Consider the following 18,182-nt stretch of genomic DNA (forward strand, 5'->3'; position numbering starts at 1 on the left):
AACGGCAACCCATGGGTTGCCGTTTTGCTTTTACTTAACTGTGCTTGTTCTTCAATTCAAACCGCGGTGACACCAGACCGTACAGCGTCCAGCCCATAAAGGTCACCATTGCCCCGTAGAGCATCGCTTCCTGGCCGGATGAGTAGAGCGCATAGAAGCTGTAGATTGCCCCAATCAGCGCCACGATATTGGCCGCACGCGCTTTGCGGGGATCCACCTTCGCCACCTTCTGGATGATCACCAGCGCTGCCATCGACAGAATATACGGAATGATGTTCGTCACCACCGCCAGGTTGACCAGCACGTTGAACTGGCTGTTCAGCGACGGGCTAATAGTCATCAGCGACAATCCACTCTGGAAGATGACAATCGCCAGCATGCCCTGCACCGGCGCATCCGCTTTGGTCACGCGGGAGAAGATTTTTGGGAAGTAACCTTCATCAGCCGAGGATTTAAACACCTGAGCGATGGTGAACTGCCAGCCGAGCAGCGAGCCGCAGCAGGACATCACCATCAGACCCATAATCACCTTCCCGACTTCCGGCGTGAACATCTGCGCGAAGGCCAGCCCAAACGGCGCCGTAGAGTTTGCCAGATCCATGTTTGGCACAATCCCGGCAATCACGTTAGTCGAGACGATATAGATCACCGCCGCGCCCAGCGTGCCGCCGAGGACCGCAATCGGCACGTTCTTTTCAGGATTCTCTACCACTTCCGCGTTCGCGCAGGCGGATTCCAGACCCAGGAAGGCCCAGAGCGTCATGGCGATAGAAGAGCCGACCGCGGTAAAGAACGGCACATGGTGCGGGTTCCAGGAGTTGGCGTAGAGCGTCGGGCTAAACCAGAACCAGCCGATGATGCACAGGCCGACAACCGGGATAATCACGCCCCAGACGGTGATACTGGATAGCTGTCCGGTGATACGCGCGCCGCCAAAGTTAGCCACGGTACAGATCCACAGCACCCCAATGGTCGCCAGCCCAATTTGCACAGGACTGAGCGTCGCGCCAAACAGCTCCGTACCGTAGCCCACGGCGGAGATGGCAATCGCCACGTTGGCGATCAGCAGCGACACGCCGTAGGTGTAGTTGGCCATAAAGTTACCCGACTTGCCAAAGGCGTATTCGGCGTAGCCGCCCATGCCGCCTGACTTACGGCTGAACATCCCGCACTTGGCGAACGCCCACGCCAGCGCCATTGAACCGACTGCCGTCACCAGCCAGGAGATGATAGAGATGGTACCCACCTCTGCCAGTTTGGTGGGCAGCATGATAATCCCGGAGCCCATCATGTTCACCATGGCGAGGATGGTCAGCTGCACCACGCCCATCTTATTGGACTTACTCATAATTTCTCTCCTTTCAGCAGCGCGGGCTGAGCGGCGGGTTGTTTGATGACGTTACAGCGAACCTGTTTGCGACCCTCACACTCCTCGACGTACACACCCTGCAGCTCCGGCGCGAAGCCCGGCAGAAGGTTGATGCCTTCTTCCAGCGCGGCAAAGTAGCGCAGCACGGAACCGCCCCAGACTTCCCCTGGAACCACGCACAATACCCCCGGTGGATAAGGGAGCGCGCCTTCGGCGGCGATGCGGCCTTCCGCGTCGCGCAGGGAGACCAGTTCAACCTCACCGCGCAGATAGGCGTAGTTCGCGTCCTGCGGGTTCATCATCACGCGCGGGAAGTGAGACTTGCGGAACATCTCTTTCTGCAGCTGTTTCACGTTGTGGCGGGCGTACAGGTCATGCATCTCCTGGCAGATCTGGCGCAGGGTGTAATCCGCGTAACGTTCCGGATGTTGTTTGTAGAGAGAAGGCAGGACGTCTTTCAGCGGAACATCGCTCTCGAGCAGTTTTTCGAAGCGCACCAGCTGCGCCACCAGCTGTTGCAGTTTGCCCATATCTTCCGCAGGCGTGAGCAGGAACAGGATCGAGTTGAGATCGCATTTTTCCGGCACGATGCCGTTTTCACGCAGGAAGTTGGCAAGGATAGTGGCGGGCACGCCGAAGTCGTCATACTCCCCGGTGCGGGCGTTAATGCCCGGCGTGGTTAGCAGGAGCTTGCACGGGTCGATAAAATACTGATGCTCGGCGTAGCCTTCAAAGGCGTGCCAGTTTTCACCCGGTACGAAGTGGAAGAAGCGCAGATCGGTCGCAATTTCCGCCGTGTCCCAGCTTTCCCACGGACGGCCATCCACCGTCTCCGGCACGAAGGGGCGCAGATACCGGCAGTTCTCCAGGATTAGCTTACGCGCTTCAATACCGTTCACCACGCAGTCCATCCACATGTTGCGGCCGCTCTGGCCTTCATGCATACGGGCGTTAATGTCCAGCGCAGCGAACAGCGGATAAAACGGGCTGGTGGAGGCGTGCATCATAAAGGCATTATTCAGCCGCTTGTGCGGGACATAGCGCTGCTGTCCTTTGATGTGGCTATCTTTCTTGTGGATTTGCGAGGTCTGGGAGAAGCCCGCCTGCTGTTTATGCACGGACTGGGTAACCAAAATCCCCGGGTCGTTTTCGTTCAGCTCCAGCAGCAGCGGAGAGCAGTCGGCCATCATCGGGATAAACTGCTCGTAACCCACCCAGGCGGAGTCAAACAGGATGTAATCACACAGATGCCCAATCTTATCCACCACCTGACGGGCGTTATAGATAGTGCCATCGTAGGTACCCAGCTGGATCACCGCCAGGCGGAACGGACGCGCATCGCGTGCACGGCTCGGCGCCACCTCCGCCACCAGCTCGCGCAGATAACTTTCTTCAAAGCAGTGGGCGTCAATGCCGCCAATAAAGCCGTACGGGTTGCGCGCGGTTTCCAGATAGACCGGCGTTGCACCGGCCTGGAGGAGGGCACCGTGATGGTTAGATTTGTGGTTGTTACGGTCAAACAGCACCAGGTCGCCCGGGGTGAGCAGGGCGTTAAGCACCACTTTGTTGGATGACGAGGTGCCATTCAGCACGAAGTAGGTCTTATCGGCATTAAAGACTTTTGCCGCATGCTGCTGGGCGATGCATGGCGCGCCTTCGTGGATCAGCAGATCCCCCATCGCCACGTCGGCGTTGCACAGGTCGGAGCGGAAAAGCGTCTCGCCAAAGAAATCCACAAACTGATTGCCGGCAGGATGGCGGCGGAAGAACTGGCCGCCCTGATGGCCCGGGCAGTCGAACGCACTGTTGCCCTGCTTCACGTAGTCGACCAGGGCGCGGAAAAACGGCGGGCGCAGCTGGGTTTCATACTTTTGGGCTGCCGCTTCCAGCTGGCGTCCATAAAAGTCGTTGCTGGTGTCTGAATACTCAAATACGCCATGAATGCGCGATAAATAGTCTGCCGGAATGAATTCCTCTTTGTGCGTCGCGACAAAAACAGGAATGCCAAAACCGGTGGCTTCTATTTCGTCCAGGATACCGCTGGCAATATCCGTGACCGCCAGAACAATGGCGGCAACATCAATATAATCAGAGGCACGGACATCTACCAGTTCACGCTGGGTAGTAAAGCAATCCGGACATGCACGACTGGCTGCGATTTTTAAACTTTTCATCTTTCTCTCTTTATTTTAGGTAATAAGCGTCCCTCGATTTCCTGCAAGAAAGAAATCGACAATTTACCGGAAAAAAAGCAAAGGGTGGCCGCTGATTAAAATCAGTGAATTGCTTTTTTGATGATTGAAATTCAGTCCGCCCGGTGCGGATGAGTCTGAATTAAAATGAATGAGCGCACGAGTTCACAGGCAAATACCTGTAAAATAAGATGTTTCAGGATAACCTGTAAGCGGGTGCGCCAGAAGTCGAAGGACTACCGGGCATTAAAGAGATGAAAGTCAAAGCAGTTTCGGTGGGCAAACATCATGATATGTGTTGTCCGCCTTATATGGGGCATTAAGCGATTGTTGTTTTCCATGTTTCATTTTCCTTTCAGTAATTGAAAGCATGGTCATTTTATCCAGGAAAAGGCGATTAACCGTGAGGTAGATCACCGTTAACCGATCAAATCAGAAATAAATATTCGTTTTAGATGAATATCGCAGATCAAAATTCTGATTTGTTGGTGTTACGTTAACAGGTTGTGTTATCAATGTTTTAAATGAACAAAAATAACCCGTAAAAATAATGCATGGGTTATTTATGAAATATTTTCTGAGGTATTTTGATTTTATTTAAAAATAAAATGAATAGTTATTCAAAGCATAAACCGATAACCGATACCGGTTTCAGTTAATAAATGGCGAGGGCGAGCGGGATCAACTTCGAGTTTCTGACGAAGATGTCCCATATATATGCGTAAATAATGACTATGTTCCACCGCGTTGGGCCCCCACACCTGACTTAGCAGCTGGCGTTGGGTGAGAACCTTGCCGTGGTTGTTGAGCAGAACGGCGAGCAGGCGAAATTCTATTGGCGTCAGATGGATTTCTTCTTCACCGCGCACAATACGCCGCGCGGCCAGGTCAACCCGGATATCCCCAAACGTGTAGGTTGGGTCAGCAGGCGTGGTTGCGCTGTGGCGACGCAGCGCCACGCGAAGGCGAGCCTGTAACTCGCCGATACCAAAAGGTTTAATCAGATAGTCATCCGCCCCGGCATCCAGCGCCGCGATTTTATCCGTCTCTTCCGTACGCGCGGAGAGCACGAGGATCGGCATCTGGCTCCACTGACGAACTTCCCGGATAAAATCGATGCCGTCGCCGTCCGGCAGACCAAGATCGAGGATCACCAGGTCCGGCTTGCGGGTGGCGGCTTCAATTAAACCCCGCTGAAGCGTACCCGCATCATGAACGCGCAGACCGTCCCCTTCCAGCGCAGCGCGCAGAAAACGGCTAATGGCGATCTCATCTTCAACAATCAGAACGTTGATCACAAATCCTCTGGTAATTCATTAAGTTCTGGCGGGGTTTCCAGAGGAAGTGTAACACAAAACCGCGCGCCGCCTTCGGGACGATTCTCTGCAGAGATGGACCCACCGTGGACGTCAATGATCGCCTGGCAAATCGCCAGCCCCAGCCCCACGCCCGGAATGGCCGACTCCTTATTGCCGCGCGCGAATTTTTCGAAAATAGCCAACTCCTGCCCGGCGGGAATGCCGGGGCCGGTATCCCAGACGTCAAGGTGAAGCGTGCCGTCGTCCACCATCGCATCCACGCCTATTTGCGCGCTGGCGCCAGCATATTTGCCGGCATTTTCCAGCAGGTTGATCAGCACCCGTTCAAACAGCGGACCATCAACGTGAATTAAGGTCAGGGGCTCGGGCATGTTCAGCGCAATATGCCGCCCGCCCAGGCCGGGTTCGAGCATTTTCAGGGCGCTGCCCACCACCTCTTCAAGCGTGAGCCACTCTTTTTTGAGGTTAAAACCGCCTGACTGGATACGCGCCATATCGAGCAGGTTATTCACCAGACGCGTGGTATTCAGCACATGCTGGCGGATCTCGCTGGCCTGAAGGGCATGTTTAGAGCCTTCCGCCGCCAGGTCCAGCGTCAGAATTTCTGACTGGCCGAACAGGACGGTGAGCGGGGTACGCAGATCGTGAGACAGCGCCGCCAGCAGCGAGTTACGAATGCTTTCACGCTCGCTCGCCAGCCGGGCCTGTTCTTCGCTGGCGGTGAGGGCCAGCCGCTCCAGCGCGCTGGCAACCAGCAGCGTAAAGGTCTCCAGCAGCCGCTGCTGTTCGGGGATCATCAGCTGGCGCAGGTTTGAGGGCTCAACAATCACCAGCCCCTGATTTTTATCGGCGCTGCGCAGCGGCAGAATTTGATAGGGCACGCCGGGCAGGGTGTCGGTCCCTGCGCCCGCAGGTAACCCTTTGTCAAAGCTCCAGCGCGCGATGGCTTCGTCCCAGGGCGTCATGCCTGAGGCCGACGTCAGCGGGCGCAGCTTGCCGTGTTCGTCTGGGAGCAAAATCAGGTTGCTGGCATGAAACGTCGAACGAATAAACTGCTCGCTGGTCTGCACGATATCCAGCGGCGTGCGTCCCACCGCCAGCGATTTCGACATCTCATAGAGATGGCGTGTGCGCTGCTCGCGATAGCGGGCAATACGCGCCTGGTAGCGCACGCCCGCCGTCAGATTCCCGATCACCAGCCCGACGGTGAGCATCACCGCGAAGGTAAGAATGTACTGTACGTCCGACACCGCGAGCGTCCCTCGCGGAGCAATAAAGAACAGATCGAAGCTGATGACGTTGATCACCGTCGCCAGTACCGACGGCCAGCGCCCGTAAAAGAGCGCCACCACCACTACGCCAAGCAGGTAGATCATCACCAGGTTGGCGGCATCAAACGCGATCAGCCACTGGCTGGCAATCACGGTAATCAGGGCGCAGAGCACGACGGCGACAAGACAGCCCCGCAGCTGAATGCGCCATTTATCGCTGAAGGCACGGCTGTCCGGCGCGCGGCTGGGTAACGGCGTGGGCTTATCATCCAGCGCCACGATCACCAGGTCCAGATCCGGTGCGCGGCGGGCCAGCTTGTCGGCAAACGATTCGCGGCTAAACCAGCGGCGATGCTGGCGACGGCCAATCACGATTTTCCCCAGATTGTGCTCACGGGCGTAGCGCAAAATAGCTTTATCTTCCTGAGGGTCGGAAAGGGTGGCGGTTTCGGCACCCAGCTCCTGCGCCAGGCGAAGCGAACTCAATATCGCGCGGCGCTGGTTCTCGGGCAGCGCGTGCAGCTGCGGCGTTTCGACATACACCGCATGCCAGACGCTGCCAAATTTGGCCGCCAGGCGCGCGGCGGTGCGGACAAGCTTTTCATTGCCGCTGCCGTGCCCTACGCACAGCAGGATGGCATCTCGCGTATGCCAGACGCGCTCCTGGCCCTGCAGATCGCGCCAGGCACGCATCTGATCGTCGACGCGATCGGCAGTACGACGCAGGGCCAGCTCGCGCAGGGCAATCAGGTTGCCTTTACGGAAGAAATGCTCGATGGCGCGCTCGGCCTGGCCGGCGATATAGACTTTGCCTTCATGCAGGCGCTGGCGTAAATCGTCGGGGGGCAGGTCGACCAGCACCACTTCATCGGCAGAATCAAAGAAGGGGTCGGGCACCGTCTCGCGCACCTGAATGCCGGTCACGCCGCTGACCACGTCGTTCAGGCTCTCCAGATGCTGAACGTTAACCGTCGTGAATACATCTATACCGGCTTCAAGTAGTTCTTCTACATCCTGCCAGCGTTTTGGATGGCGTGAGCCTGGCGCATTGCTGTGCGCCAGTTCGTCCATCAGGATAAGGGCGGGACGGCGGGCGAGGGCGGCATCAAGATCGAATTCGGTGACTAGCCGACCGCGGTGGCTGATACGGCGGGGCGGCTGGGTGGCCAGCCCCTTCAGCAGCGATGCGGTCTCTTTGCGTCCGTGGGTTTCTACCACGCCTATCAATATATCGAGCCCCTGCGCCCGAAGCCGCTGGGCTTCCGTCAGCATGGCGAAGGTTTTCCCGACGCCTGCGCAGGCGCCAAAGAAAATTTTCAGTTTGCCGCGATGGGCTTCGGCCGTCTGTTCAAGCAGCCTGTCCGGATCCGGGCGCATGGGCTCGTCGGTCATTTAGTTTTTCCTTAGCGCGTCCAGCGCCAGATTCAGCTCAACAATATTCACCACGGGCATGCCGATAAAGCTGACCAGCGGCTTTTGCGTGTGCTCTGCAACCAGCTGGCTAACCTGCTCGACGGTCAGCTGACGGGCCGCGGCGACGCGCGGGATTTGCCATGCCGCGGCTGCCGGCGTCAGGCTGTAGTCCAGCCCACTGGCCGAGGCGGTCACCAGCTCTACGGGCACCTCACGGCTGGCCTGCGGATTAGCGGCGCGCAGGGCTGCCACGCGCTCAGCAACGGCTTTGTCCAGCTCGGGGTTGCTGCCCGCCAGGTTACTGCCGCCGGATGCCATCGGATTATACGGGCTTTCGGCAGTGGCGGAAGGGCGTCCCTGGAAGTAACGGGCATCCGTAAAGTTCTGACCAATCAGGCGCGAACCGCGGTTTTCACCGTTTTGCATAATCAGCGAGCCGTTGGCCCGATCCTTAAACCACCACTGGCCCAGCGCGGTGGTCACCAGCGGGTACAGCCCGCCGGTAATGAGAGACAGCAGAATAAACAGAAGTATAGCGGGGCGTAACATCGTCATTTGATTCACCTTTTAAACCAGGCCGAACAGCGTCAATAGCAGGTCGATCACCTTGATACCGATGAAGGGCACCACCAGCCCGCCCAGCCCGTAAATCCACAGGTTGCGGCGCAGCATGGCGGCGGCCGTGAGCGGCTTATAGCTCACGCCCTTCAGCGCGAGCGGGATCAGGAAGACAATAATCAGAGCGTTAAAGATGACTGCGCTCAGAATGGCCGATGCCGGAGAGTGCAGGTGCATCACGTTCAACGCGTTTAATTGCGGGTAGGTCGCAGCAAACGCCGCCGGAATGATGGCGAAATATTTCGCCACATCGTTGGCGATACTGAACGTAGTCAGCGACCCGCGCGTCATCAGCATCTGCTTGCCAATGTGCACCACTTCAATCAGCTTGGTCGGGTTAGAGTCGAGGTCGACCATGTTGCCCGCCTCTTTTGCCGCCTGGGTACCAGAGTTCATCGCCACCGCCACGTCGGCCTGCGCCAGGGCTGGGGCGTCGTTGGTACCGTCGCCGGTCATCGCCACCAGGCGGCCTTCCGCCTGATACTGACGAATCAACGCCAGTTTCGCTTCCGGTGTGGCTTCGGAAAGAAAATCATCCACGCCCGCTTCGGCGGCAATCGCCGCGGCGGTAAGACGGTTATCCCCGGTGATCATCACCGTTTTGATCCCCATTTTACGCAGCTGGGCAAAGCGCTCCTTGATGCCGCCTTTGACGATATCCTTCAGGGCAATCACCCCCAGCACGTGTGCGCCCTCGGCCACCACCAGCGGCGTCGCCCCCTGACGGGCCACGCTTTCGACCAGGCTGTCCACTTCCGGTGGGAAGTGGCCGTTGTTGGCCTCAATGTGGCGACGGATGGCATCAACAGAGCCTTTACGGATCATGCGATCCTGAATGTTAATGCCGCTCATGCGGGTTTGCGCCGTGAAGGGCACGAAAGTGGCGTGCAGGCTCTGAACGTCGCGCTGGCGCAGGTTAAAGCGCTGCTTGGCGAGGATCACGATACTGCGGCCTTCCGGGGTTTCATCGGCTAGCGAAGAGAGCTGTGCGGCATCCGCCAGCGTTTTTTCATCCACCCCCGGGGCGGGCAGGAAATCTGACGCCTGGCGATTACCGAGGGTAATAGTCCCGGTTTTATCCAGCAGTAAGACGTCCACGTCACCGGCGGCTTCCACCGCCCGCCCGCTGGTGGCGATGACGTTGGCACCGAGCATACGGCTCATGCCGGCTACGCCGATGGCTGACAGCAGGCCACCAATGGTGGTGGGGATCAGGCAGACCAGCAGCGCCACCAGCACCGTGATGGTGACCGCGGTGCCGCCATAGGCGGAAAACGGCCACAGCGTCGCGGTTGCCAGCAGGAAGACGATGGTCAGGGCCACCAGCAGGATGGTCAGGGCAATCTCGTTCGGCGTTTTACGACGCTGCGCGCCTTCCACCATGGCGATCATCCGGTCGAGGAAGGTTTCCCCCGGGTTAACGCTACACTGGATCACCAGCCAGTCGGAGAGAATGCGCGTCCCGCCCGTCACGGAGGCGAAATCGCCGCCAGATTCGCGGATAACCGGCGCGGACTCCCCTGTAATGGCGCTTTCATCCACCGAGGCGCCCCCTTCGATAACTTCACCGTCGCAAGGGATAATGTCCCCGGCTTCCACCAGCACCACATCGCCTTTGCGCAGTTCATCCGCCGGAACGTGGTCCATCTGCGCGCCGTATTTCGGTTCACGTAGCTTGCGCGCGAAGGCGGTTTTCTTCACCCCTTTCAGGCTGTTGGCCTGGGCTTTACTCCGGCCTTCCGCCAGCGCTTCCGCAAAGTTGGCGAACAGCACGGTAAACCATAGCCACAGGCTGATGGCGCCGGTAAACATCGCATTTCCCGGCATGTGGCCCGTACCCATGGCAATCGCCAGGGCGGTGGTCAGCACGCTTCCCGCCCAGACAATAAACATCACCGGGTTGTGCCACTGCACGCGCGGGCTCAGCTTTTTCACCGCATCCATGAGCGCCTGGCGAACTAATGACGGTTCGAACAGGGCCAGTTGTTTACGACTCATGACAATTTCTCCGCAAAATCAGCGTAAAGAGAGGTATTCCGCGACCGGGCCTAACGCGAGGGCGGGGATAAAGGTCAGGGCGCCGACCAGTAACACGGTACCCGTCAGCAGGCCGATAAACAGCGCACCGTGGGTCGGCAATGTCCCGGTGGTGGTCGGTTGGATTTTTTTATTCACCAGCGATCCGGCAATCGCCAACACCGGCACAATGATCCCGAAGCGACCCACAAACATGCAGAACGCCAGCAGACAGTTCCAGAACGGTGAGTTGGCGCTTAAGCCCGCAAAGGCGCTGCCGTTGTTGTTGGCGGCAGAAGAGACGGCATACAGCACTTCGCTAAAACCGTGAATGCCGGGGTTAAAGATGCCGCTGCGTCCGGCCTCGGTCATCAGCGCAAGCGCGGTGCCAAGAAGCACAAGCGCAGGGGTGACCAGAATCGCCAGCGCGGTTAATTTCATCTCGCGAACATCGATTTTTTTACCGAGGTATTCCGGGGTGCGGCCAATCATCAAACCGGCAATAAACACCGCCAGCAGCACGAACAGCAGCATGCCGTACAGACCCGAACCCACGCCGCCAAAGACGACTTCGCCAATCTGCATCAGCCACATCGGGATCATGCCACCCAGCGCCGTAAAGGAATCGTGCATGGCGTTGACTGCCCCGCACGAGGCCGCCGTGGTGACCACCGCATACAGGCTGCTGGCGAGAATGCCAAAGCGGCTCTCTTTACCTTCCATGTTGATATTGCTGTTGGCCCCCAGCTGCATGAAATGGCTGTTGCCGCTCCATTCAGCCCACATCACCAGCGCCACGCAGACCACAAAGATCAGAGACATGGTCCAGAGCAAGGTGCGGCCCTGACGGCGATCGTTAACCACATCACCAAAGGCAAAGCAGAGCGCGGCGGGGATCAGGAAAATCGCCAGCATCTGCACATAATTTGTCAATGCGGTAGGGTTTTCAAACGGATGCGACGAGTTGGCGTTGAAGAAGCCACCTCCGTTCGTCCCGAGCATTTTGATGGCTTCCTGTGACGCTACAGGCCCCATCGGCAGGAGCTGTTTTGCACCTTCCAGCGAGGTATAGGACGCGTAAGGCATCAGGTTTTGCAGGGTGCCCTGCTGGATGAAGAACAGAGCGATCAGCAGCGCAATTGGCAGCAGGATCCACAGCGTAATGCGGGTCAGGTCCACCCAGGCGTTACCCAGGGTATTGATTTTCTGACGCGCAAACGCACGCGTCAGCGCGAAGATCACCGCGATACCGCTGGCGGCCGAGAGGAAGTTTTGCACGGTTAACCCGACCATCTGGCTGAAATAGCTCAGCGTGGTTTCACCGGCGTAGGACTGCCAGTTGGTGTTAGTGACAAAGCTCACCGCCGTGTTCAGCGCAAGATGCCAGGACAGGCCCGGTAACTGTTGCGGATTCAGCGGCAGGATGCCCTGCAACATCAGCATGGCAAAAAGCGCAATGAGCCCAACGATATTCAGCAGCAGAATGGCGATCAGATACTGACGCCAGCTCATCTCCCGATCGTCTATTCCCAGTACGCGCCAGATCCCTTTTTCAACGCTTCCCGTGCCGGGCAAAGGGACGTTGTTGATTAATCGTGCCAGTCCCGATCCCAGTGGCCTTGCCAGAATGAACAGTACCACTAAGAAGCTGGCAATAAGCAGAAACGCCTGAGCAGCCATCAGAAGGCCTCCGCATTTATCAGGGCATAGACCAGATAACCCAATAACAGGAACACCAGCACGATGCCGGCAATAAGACCTGCACTCACAATCCACCTCCGGGTGACTTTCGTTGTTGTACTAACGGTAGGATTTCCGGCGCAAAGATTTCGCAAAAATGGGGAGGGCGGGTGTAAAAAAAGTATAAAAATGGCAAAGCCCACAATTTAACTATTGATAAGTAAATTGTTAACTTTTTTGTAACTTAATTACGGAGAGAATGTAAATATTCACTAAATGGGCAAAAATAAGTGGTCGGATGAGTAGTAAAATTACAAACAAAGCGATATTATTTTAGCCAGGTCACAGATTTTGAATTTTCCGGATGACGTTTCCGGCCAACTATAGGGGAGAAAAATATGGATCTTTATAAAGAGTATCCGGCTCATATCGTGTTCTTGCGCCGCGCTTTCGCCGTAGTGGCTGGCGTGCTGGCTCTGCCGGTGATGCTGTTCTGGAAAGATCGTGCACGTTTTTACAGCTATCTGCACCGCGTCTGGGCGAAAACCAGCGAGAAGCCGGTGTGGATGGATCAGGCCGAGAAAGCGACCTGCGATTTCTACTGATACGAAGACTACACATAGCAATAAAAAAACCGCCAACAGCAATGTGGCGGTTTTTTTGTCCCTCGGGATTCGCGGTCCGTTGGGTGGCTTCAGGCCCTCGTCAGAGGTTACAGGCATATATTTAGCCCTCTTTCTTGCCGGGTGACGCTGCGCTTACCCGGCCTACACAGTGCAAGGATATCAAGTATGGCATGTTTCATTCCAGGCCCGTGCAAGCGTAGCGCCGCCGGGCGAAACGCACATCAAGCTCTTTGTTAGCAGTCTGTAAGGCCGCCTCGGGCGGCCTTTTTTATTTCATCCCGTCTACACTTCATGGCAAAGTAGTTCAATGCATGCTTTTTCCTTTTACGGCATGCCCTTACGGACATAATGGATAATTGCCTGGAGTTTTATGCCCACCCATCTGGTTTGGTTTCGCGCGGACCTGCGCGTACATGACAACATCGCCCTTGCGGCAGCCTGCCGCGCCAAAGACGCTAACGTATTGGCACTGTTTATGGCCACGCCCGAGCAGTGGCGGCAGCACGATATGGCCCCCCGGCAGGCGGCCTTGCTCCGGGCGTATCTGAACGATCTGCAGCACTCGCTCGCTGGAAAAGGCATACCGCTTCTCTATAAAGAGGTGGGTGATTTTGCCGCACAGCTTCAGACGGTGCAGGAGATCTGTAAGCAGCACAAGGTCACGCATCTTTTTTACAACTATCAGTACGAATTCAACGAGCAGCAGCGCGACCGTCAGCTGGAGAAGATGCTGGAAGGGGTGGTCTGCGAAGGGTTTGATGACAGCGTGATGCTGGCACCGGGCAGCGTGATGACCGGCAACCACGAGATGTATAAAGTTTTTACTCCGTTCAAAAATGCCTTTATCAAACGTCTGAAAGAGGCGCTGCCGGAGTGCGTTGCCGCGCCTGCCGTGCGAGGCGAAGCCATAAAAGAGCTGCCTGAGCTGACGTTTGATTACCCTCAGCAGCCGTTTGATGAAACGCTGTTCCCCGCCGATGAGAAATCTGCCATCGCCCAACTGCGCCAGTTCTGCAAGCAGGACGCGGCCAGTTACGACGCGCGTCGGGATTTTCCCGCCATCGAGGGTACCAGCCGCCTGTCGGCCTGTCTGGCGCTGGGTGCGATCTCACCGCGCCAGTGTTTGCATCGTCTGCTGGCGGAGCAGCCGCAGGCGTTGGATGGCGGCGCAGGGTCTGTCTGGCTGAATGAGCTTATCTGGCGCGAGTTTTATCGTCATCTGATGACCTTTCATCCTGGTTTGTGTAAGCATCGGCCCTTCATTGGCTGGACCGATAATGTAAAGTGGCAATCGAATGATAAGCAGCTGAAAGCCTGGCAAAGCGGGCAGACGGGCTATCCGATAGTCGATGCCGCCATGCGTCAGCTTAATGAGACGGGGTGGATGCACAACCGCCTGCGGATGATTACCGCCAGCTTTCTGGTGAAGGATCTGCTTATCGACTGGCGTATCGGAGAGCGCTATTTTATCTCTCAGCTGATCGATGGCGATCTCGCGGCGAATAACGGCGGCTGGCAGTGGGCGGCCTCTACCGGCACCGATGCCGCACCCTATTTCCGGATTTTCAATCCGACCACGCAGGGGCAAAAATTTGATGCGGACGGCGAGTTTATCCGCCGCTGGGTTCCTGAACTTAACGGTATACCTGCTAAAGCGATCCACGAACCGTGGGCATGGGCGGATAAACAGCGTGTAAAGCTGGATTACCCTCGTCCGATTGTCGACCATAAACAGGCGCGTGTCGCCACGCTGGCGGCGTACGAAGCTGCCCGCAAAGCATAAGAGAGTGATGATGAAAAACAGCGAACTGGAAAGCCTGATTAACGAAAAACTGAACAGTACCTCCTTCAGCGATTACGGCCCGAACGGGCTCCAGGTTGAAGGCCGTGAGACGGTGCAAAAAATTATCACCGGCGTGACGGCAAGCCAGGCGCTGCTGGACGAGGCCGTTCGTCAGAACGCCGACGCGGTGATTGTTCATCACGGTTACTTCTGGAAAAACGAATCGCCGATTATTCGCGGCATGAAGCGCAACCGCCTGAAAACATTGCTGGCAAATGACATCAACCTGTACGGCTACCATCTGCCGCTGGACGCGCACCCGGAACTGGGCAACAACGTTCAGCTTGCCCGACTGTTGGGGATTACCGTAATGGGCGAAATCGAGCCGCTGGTGCCGTGGGGCGAGCTGGCGATGCCGGTTCCGGGGCTGGAGCTGGCCTCGTGGATTGAAGCGCGCCTGGGCCGTCGTCCGCTGTGGAGCGGTGATACCGGTCCGGATACGGTGAAGCGTGTCGCATGGTGTACCGGTGGCGGACAGGGCTTTATCGACAGCGCCGCGCGCTTCGGCGTCGATGCTTTTATCACCGGCGAGGTTTCCGAGCAGACCATTCATTCGGCGCGTGAACAGGGGCTGCATTTTTACGCGGCTGGCCATCACGCCACCGAGCGCGGCGGCATTCGCGCCCTCAGCGAGTGGCTGACGGAAAATACCGATCTGGATGTGACCTTTATTGATATCCCTAACCCGGCCTGACGAGAGGTAGTTAAGTGCAGCGAGCGCGTTGTTATCTTCTGGGTGAAACCGCAGTGGTTCTGGAGCTTGAACCACCGGTGACGCTTGCCACGCAAAAGCGTATCTGGCGGCTGACCCAGCGTCTGGCCGACATGCCTGAAGTGGTTGAGACCATTCCGGGTATGAATAACATAACCGTCGTGCTGCGTAGCCCGCATACCCTGGCGCTGGATGCCATTGAACGTTTGCAGCGCTGGTGGGAAGAGAGCGAGGCGCTGGAACCGGAGTCGCGTGCCATTCAGGTCCCGGTCGTTTATGGCGGTACGGGTGGGCCAGATCTTGGCGTGGTGGCAGACCACTGCGGATTAACAGAAAAGCAGGTTGTTGAGCTGCACAGCTCGGTTGACTACGTGGTCTGGTTCCTTGGGTTTCAGCCCGGATTCCCGTATCTGGGCGGATTATCTCCCCGGCTGCATACGCCACGCCGTGCCGAGCCGCGCGTGAGCGTGCCGGCGGGGACGGTGGCTATCGGCGGTGAGCAGACCGGCGTTTATCCGCTGACATCGCCTGGCGGCTGGCAGCTTATTGGGCATACCGCGACACCGTTATTTGAACCCGGGCTGGAGACGCCAATACTCTTGCGTCCCGGGGATACCCTTCGCTTTATTCCGCAGAAGGAGGGGGTATGTTAACGCTTATTCGCGCCGGGCTTTACACCTCCGTACAGGATGCCGGTCGCTTTGGTCTGCGCCAGTCGGGCGTGAGCTACTGCGGTGCGCTTGACCGTCCTTCGCTGGAGATTGCCAACCTGCTTGTGGGCAACGAAGGCAGCACGGCGGCGCTAGAAATTACGCTGGGTCAGTGTGTGATTGAGTTTGGTCAGGAAACCTGGTTTGCCTTAACCGGCGCAGGGTGTGATGCGACGCTGGATGGCAAAGCGGTGTGGACCGGCTGGCGGCTGCGGGCGAAAGCCGGGCAGCGCCTGACGCTCAAACGTCCGCTGCACGGCGTGCGTAGCTATCTCGCGGTGGCTGGCGGCATTGACGTGCCGGAGGTGCTGGGTTCATCCAGTACCGATCAGAAGGCCGGGATCGGCGGTAACGAAGGACGTTTGTTGCGCGACGGCGATCGGCTGGCAATCAAACCTTCCGCGCGCCATTTCTCGACCACGCAGGGCGTAAAACAGCTGCTGTGGGGAAACCAGATCCGCGCCTTACCGGGGCCGGAATATCATGAGTTTGACGAGGCTTCTAAAGAGTCCTTCTGGCGTGCGCCGTGGAAGATCAGCCCGCAGAGTAACCGCATGGGCTACCGCCTTCAGGGGCAGCCGCTGACCCGCACGACGGACCGGGAGCTGCTCTCCCACGGTTTATTGCCTGGGGTTATTCAGGTGCCGGGAAACGGTCAGCCCATCGTATTAATGAACGATGCGCAAACTACCGGCGGCTATCCGCGCATTGCCTGCATCATTGAAGCGGATCGCTACCATCTGGCGCAAATTCCCCTCGGCCAGCCGATTCACTTCGTGCAGTGTTCGCTGGAGGAGGCGCTTAAGGCGCGGCAGGATCAGCAGCGTTATCTTGAACAGCTGGCGTGGAGGCTTGATGGTAAAGATTGATTTGAACGCCGATCTGGGGGAGGGAAGCAGCGCTGATTCGGAACTGATGACCCTGGTCTCCTCGGTCAATATCGCCTGCGGCTTTCACGCGGGTGATGCCCAAACCATGCTGGAGAGCGTGCGTAATGCCATTAAAAACGGCGTCGCGATTGGGGCTCACCCCAGCTTTCCCGATCGGGAAAACTTTGGCCGCACGGCGATGGATCTGCCCCCTGAGACGGTCTACGCTCAGGTGCTCTACCAGATCGGCGCGCTGGAGGCGATGGTGCGCGCCCAGAACGGCGTGATGCGCCACGTGAAGCCGCACGGCATGCTCTACAACCAGGCGGCGAAAGATGCGGATCTGGCGGACGCCATTGCCCGCGCGGTGCGGGACTGTAATCCGCAGCTGATTCTGGTAGGCCTTGCGGGCAGCCAGCTGATTCGTGCCGGAGAACGGCTGGGCCTGACCACCCGTCAGGAAGTGTTTGCCGATCGGGGATACCAGCCGGACGGCAGCCTGGTGCCGCGGACGCAGGCCGGGGCGCTGATTACCGACGAAGCTAAAGCGCTGGCGCAGACGCTGGAGATGGTGCGCGCCGGGCGGGTGATCGCCGTGGACGGAACACCGGCAAACGTGCAGGCCGATACGGTATGTTTACACGGCGACGGCGAGCATGCGCTCCAGTTCGCGCGCCGCTTGCGGGCAGCGTTCTCTGAAGAGGGTATCCTCGTCAGCGCCGAATAATGACGATAAGGACACAAAAATGCCTGAAGGTCCGGAGATCCGCCGCGCGGCGGATAGCCTGGAGGCGGCGATAAAGGGCAAACCCCTGACGGATGTCTGGTTTGCTTTTCCTCAACTGAAACCGTTTGAATCACAGCTGGTGGGCCAGACGGTGACCCATATTGAAACGCGCGGCAAAGCCTTGCTTACGCACTTTTCCCATAACCTGACTTTATATAGCCATAACCAGCTTTACGGCGTCTGGCGCGTGGTGGAGGCGGACGAGCAGCCGCAAACCACTCGCGTGCTGCGCGTCAGGCTGCAAACGGCGGATAAGGCGATCCTGCTCTATAGCGCGTCGGATATCGAAATGCTTACGCCGGAGCAGCTGCTGACGCACCCGTTTCTGCAGCGGGTCGGGCCGGACGTGCTGGACATGCGCCTGACGGCGAGCGACGTGAAGGCCCGGCTGTTATCACCTAAATTTCGTAACCGACAGTTTTCCGGTTTGTTTCTCGACCAGGCCTTTCTGGCCGGGCTGGGCAACTACCTGCGGGTAGAGATCCTCTGGGAAGTCGGGCTGGCGGCGCAGCATAAAGCGTCTGAGCTGAATGATGAACAGCTGGAGGCGTTGTCCCACGCGCTGCTGGATATTCCCCGGCTCTCGTACAACACGCGCGGCGTGGCGGATGAGAACACGCATCACGGGGCGCTGTTCCGGTTCAAGGTGTTTCATCGGGCGGGGAAGAAGTGCGAGCGATGCGGCGGGATTATCGACAGGATTATGCTCTCTTCCAGACCTTTTTACTGGTGCCCGCACTGCCAGAAATAAAAGTAA

16 protein-coding genes are annotated in these 18,182 nt (G+C 57.8%); 7 read left to right on the top strand and 9 right to left on the bottom strand.

What is annotated here, in order from left to right:
• Window positions 1-34: 34 nt before the first annotated feature.
• From potE to kdpF, 9 genes are all read right to left on the bottom strand, one after another.
• Window positions 35-1,348: a putrescine-ornithine antiporter gene (gene potE, locus ACMWLG_RS07080; protein WP_045402182.1), complete on the bottom strand. Its 1,314-nt coding sequence runs from the start codon at window positions 1,346-1,348 to the stop codon at window positions 35-37.
• On the bottom strand, window positions 1,345-3,543 hold the full coding sequence (gene speF, locus ACMWLG_RS07085) for an ornithine decarboxylase SpeF (protein WP_045402185.1): 2,199 nt from the start codon (window positions 3,541-3,543) through the stop codon (window positions 1,345-1,347). Before speF ends, potE begins: the two co-directional genes overlap by 4 nt.
• Before the next feature lie 254 nt (window positions 3,544-3,797).
• Window positions 3,798-3,902: a leader peptide SpeFL gene (gene speFL / locus ACMWLG_RS07090; RefSeq protein ID WP_003858645.1), complete on the bottom strand. Its 105-nt coding sequence runs from the start codon at window positions 3,900-3,902 to the stop codon at window positions 3,798-3,800.
• A gap of 279 nt (window positions 3,903-4,181) precedes the next feature.
• On the bottom strand, window positions 4,182-4,859 hold the full coding sequence (gene kdpE, locus ACMWLG_RS07095; protein ID WP_008501074.1) for a two-component system response regulator KdpE: 678 nt from the start codon (window positions 4,857-4,859) through the stop codon (window positions 4,182-4,184).
• Entirely contained in the window at window positions 4,856-7,543 is a 2,688-nt protein-coding gene (kdpD, locus tag ACMWLG_RS07100; RefSeq protein ID WP_045619231.1) for a two-component system sensor histidine kinase KdpD, read from the bottom strand. The genes kdpE and kdpD overlap by 4 nt, the downstream gene beginning before the upstream one ends.
• Window positions 7,544-8,119, bottom strand: coding sequence for a potassium-transporting ATPase subunit KdpC (gene kdpC / locus ACMWLG_RS07105; RefSeq protein ID WP_023310778.1), 576 nt, complete (start codon window positions 8,117-8,119; stop codon window positions 7,544-7,546). It lies immediately after the preceding gene.
• Between the two features lie 12 nt (window positions 8,120-8,131).
• Complete coding sequence (kdpB, locus tag ACMWLG_RS07110) at window positions 8,132-10,180, bottom strand: potassium-transporting ATPase subunit KdpB (protein WP_023310779.1); 2,049 nt, start codon at window positions 10,178-10,180, stop codon at window positions 8,132-8,134.
• An 18-nt stretch (window positions 10,181-10,198) separates the two neighbouring features.
• Window positions 10,199-11,878, bottom strand: coding sequence for a potassium-transporting ATPase subunit KdpA (kdpA, locus tag ACMWLG_RS07115; protein WP_023310780.1), 1,680 nt, complete (start codon window positions 11,876-11,878; stop codon window positions 10,199-10,201).
• A complete protein-coding gene (kdpF, locus tag ACMWLG_RS07120; protein WP_014069365.1) occupies window positions 11,878-11,967 on the bottom strand; it encodes a K(+)-transporting ATPase subunit F in 90 nt (29 codons plus the stop codon). Before kdpF ends, kdpA begins: the two co-directional genes overlap by 1 nt.
• 309 nt (window positions 11,968-12,276) lie before the next feature.
• On the opposite strand from kdpF, the gene ACMWLG_RS07125 reads away from it, so the two are divergent.
• The 7 genes from ACMWLG_RS07125 (at window position 12,277) to nei (ending at window position 18,176) form a co-directional block, all read left to right on the top strand.
• Complete coding sequence (locus ACMWLG_RS07125; RefSeq protein WP_023310781.1) at window positions 12,277-12,483, top strand: YbfA family protein; 207 nt, start codon at window positions 12,277-12,279, stop codon at window positions 12,481-12,483.
• A 391-nt stretch (window positions 12,484-12,874) separates the two neighbouring features.
• On the top strand, window positions 12,875-14,287 hold the full coding sequence (phrB, locus tag ACMWLG_RS07130; protein ID WP_045619228.1) for a deoxyribodipyrimidine photo-lyase: 1,413 nt from the start codon (window positions 12,875-12,877) through the stop codon (window positions 14,285-14,287).
• A 10-nt stretch (window positions 14,288-14,297) separates the two neighbouring features.
• On the top strand, window positions 14,298-15,041 hold the full coding sequence (locus tag ACMWLG_RS07135; RefSeq protein ID WP_045402231.1) for a type 2 GTP cyclohydrolase I: 744 nt from the start codon (window positions 14,298-14,300) through the stop codon (window positions 15,039-15,041).
• A 14-nt stretch (window positions 15,042-15,055) separates the two neighbouring features.
• Window positions 15,056-15,712 (top strand): 5-oxoprolinase subunit PxpB, encoded by a 657-nt coding sequence (pxpB, locus tag ACMWLG_RS07140; protein ID WP_045402199.1) that lies wholly within the window; start codon window positions 15,056-15,058, stop codon window positions 15,710-15,712.
• Entirely contained in the window at window positions 15,706-16,638 is a 933-nt protein-coding gene (gene pxpC / locus ACMWLG_RS07145; RefSeq protein WP_414762968.1) for a 5-oxoprolinase subunit PxpC, read from the top strand. Before pxpB ends, pxpC begins: the two co-directional genes overlap by 7 nt.
• Window positions 16,625-17,365 (top strand): 5-oxoprolinase subunit PxpA, encoded by a 741-nt coding sequence (pxpA, locus tag ACMWLG_RS07150; RefSeq protein ID WP_045402202.1) that lies wholly within the window; start codon window positions 16,625-16,627, stop codon window positions 17,363-17,365. The genes pxpC and pxpA overlap by 14 nt, the downstream gene beginning before the upstream one ends.
• Before the next feature lie 19 nt (window positions 17,366-17,384).
• Window positions 17,385-18,176, top strand: a complete 792-nt coding sequence (gene nei / locus ACMWLG_RS07155) for an endonuclease VIII (protein WP_023310787.1) — start codon at window positions 17,385-17,387, stop codon at window positions 18,174-18,176.
• Window positions 18,177-18,182: the final 6 nt, after the last annotated feature.

The organism is Enterobacter sp. 01-M-02-SI-ECC, from assembly GCF_047530595.1.
GTDB classification, from domain to species: domain Bacteria; phylum Pseudomonadota; class Gammaproteobacteria; order Enterobacterales; family Enterobacteriaceae; genus Enterobacter; species Enterobacter cloacae_M.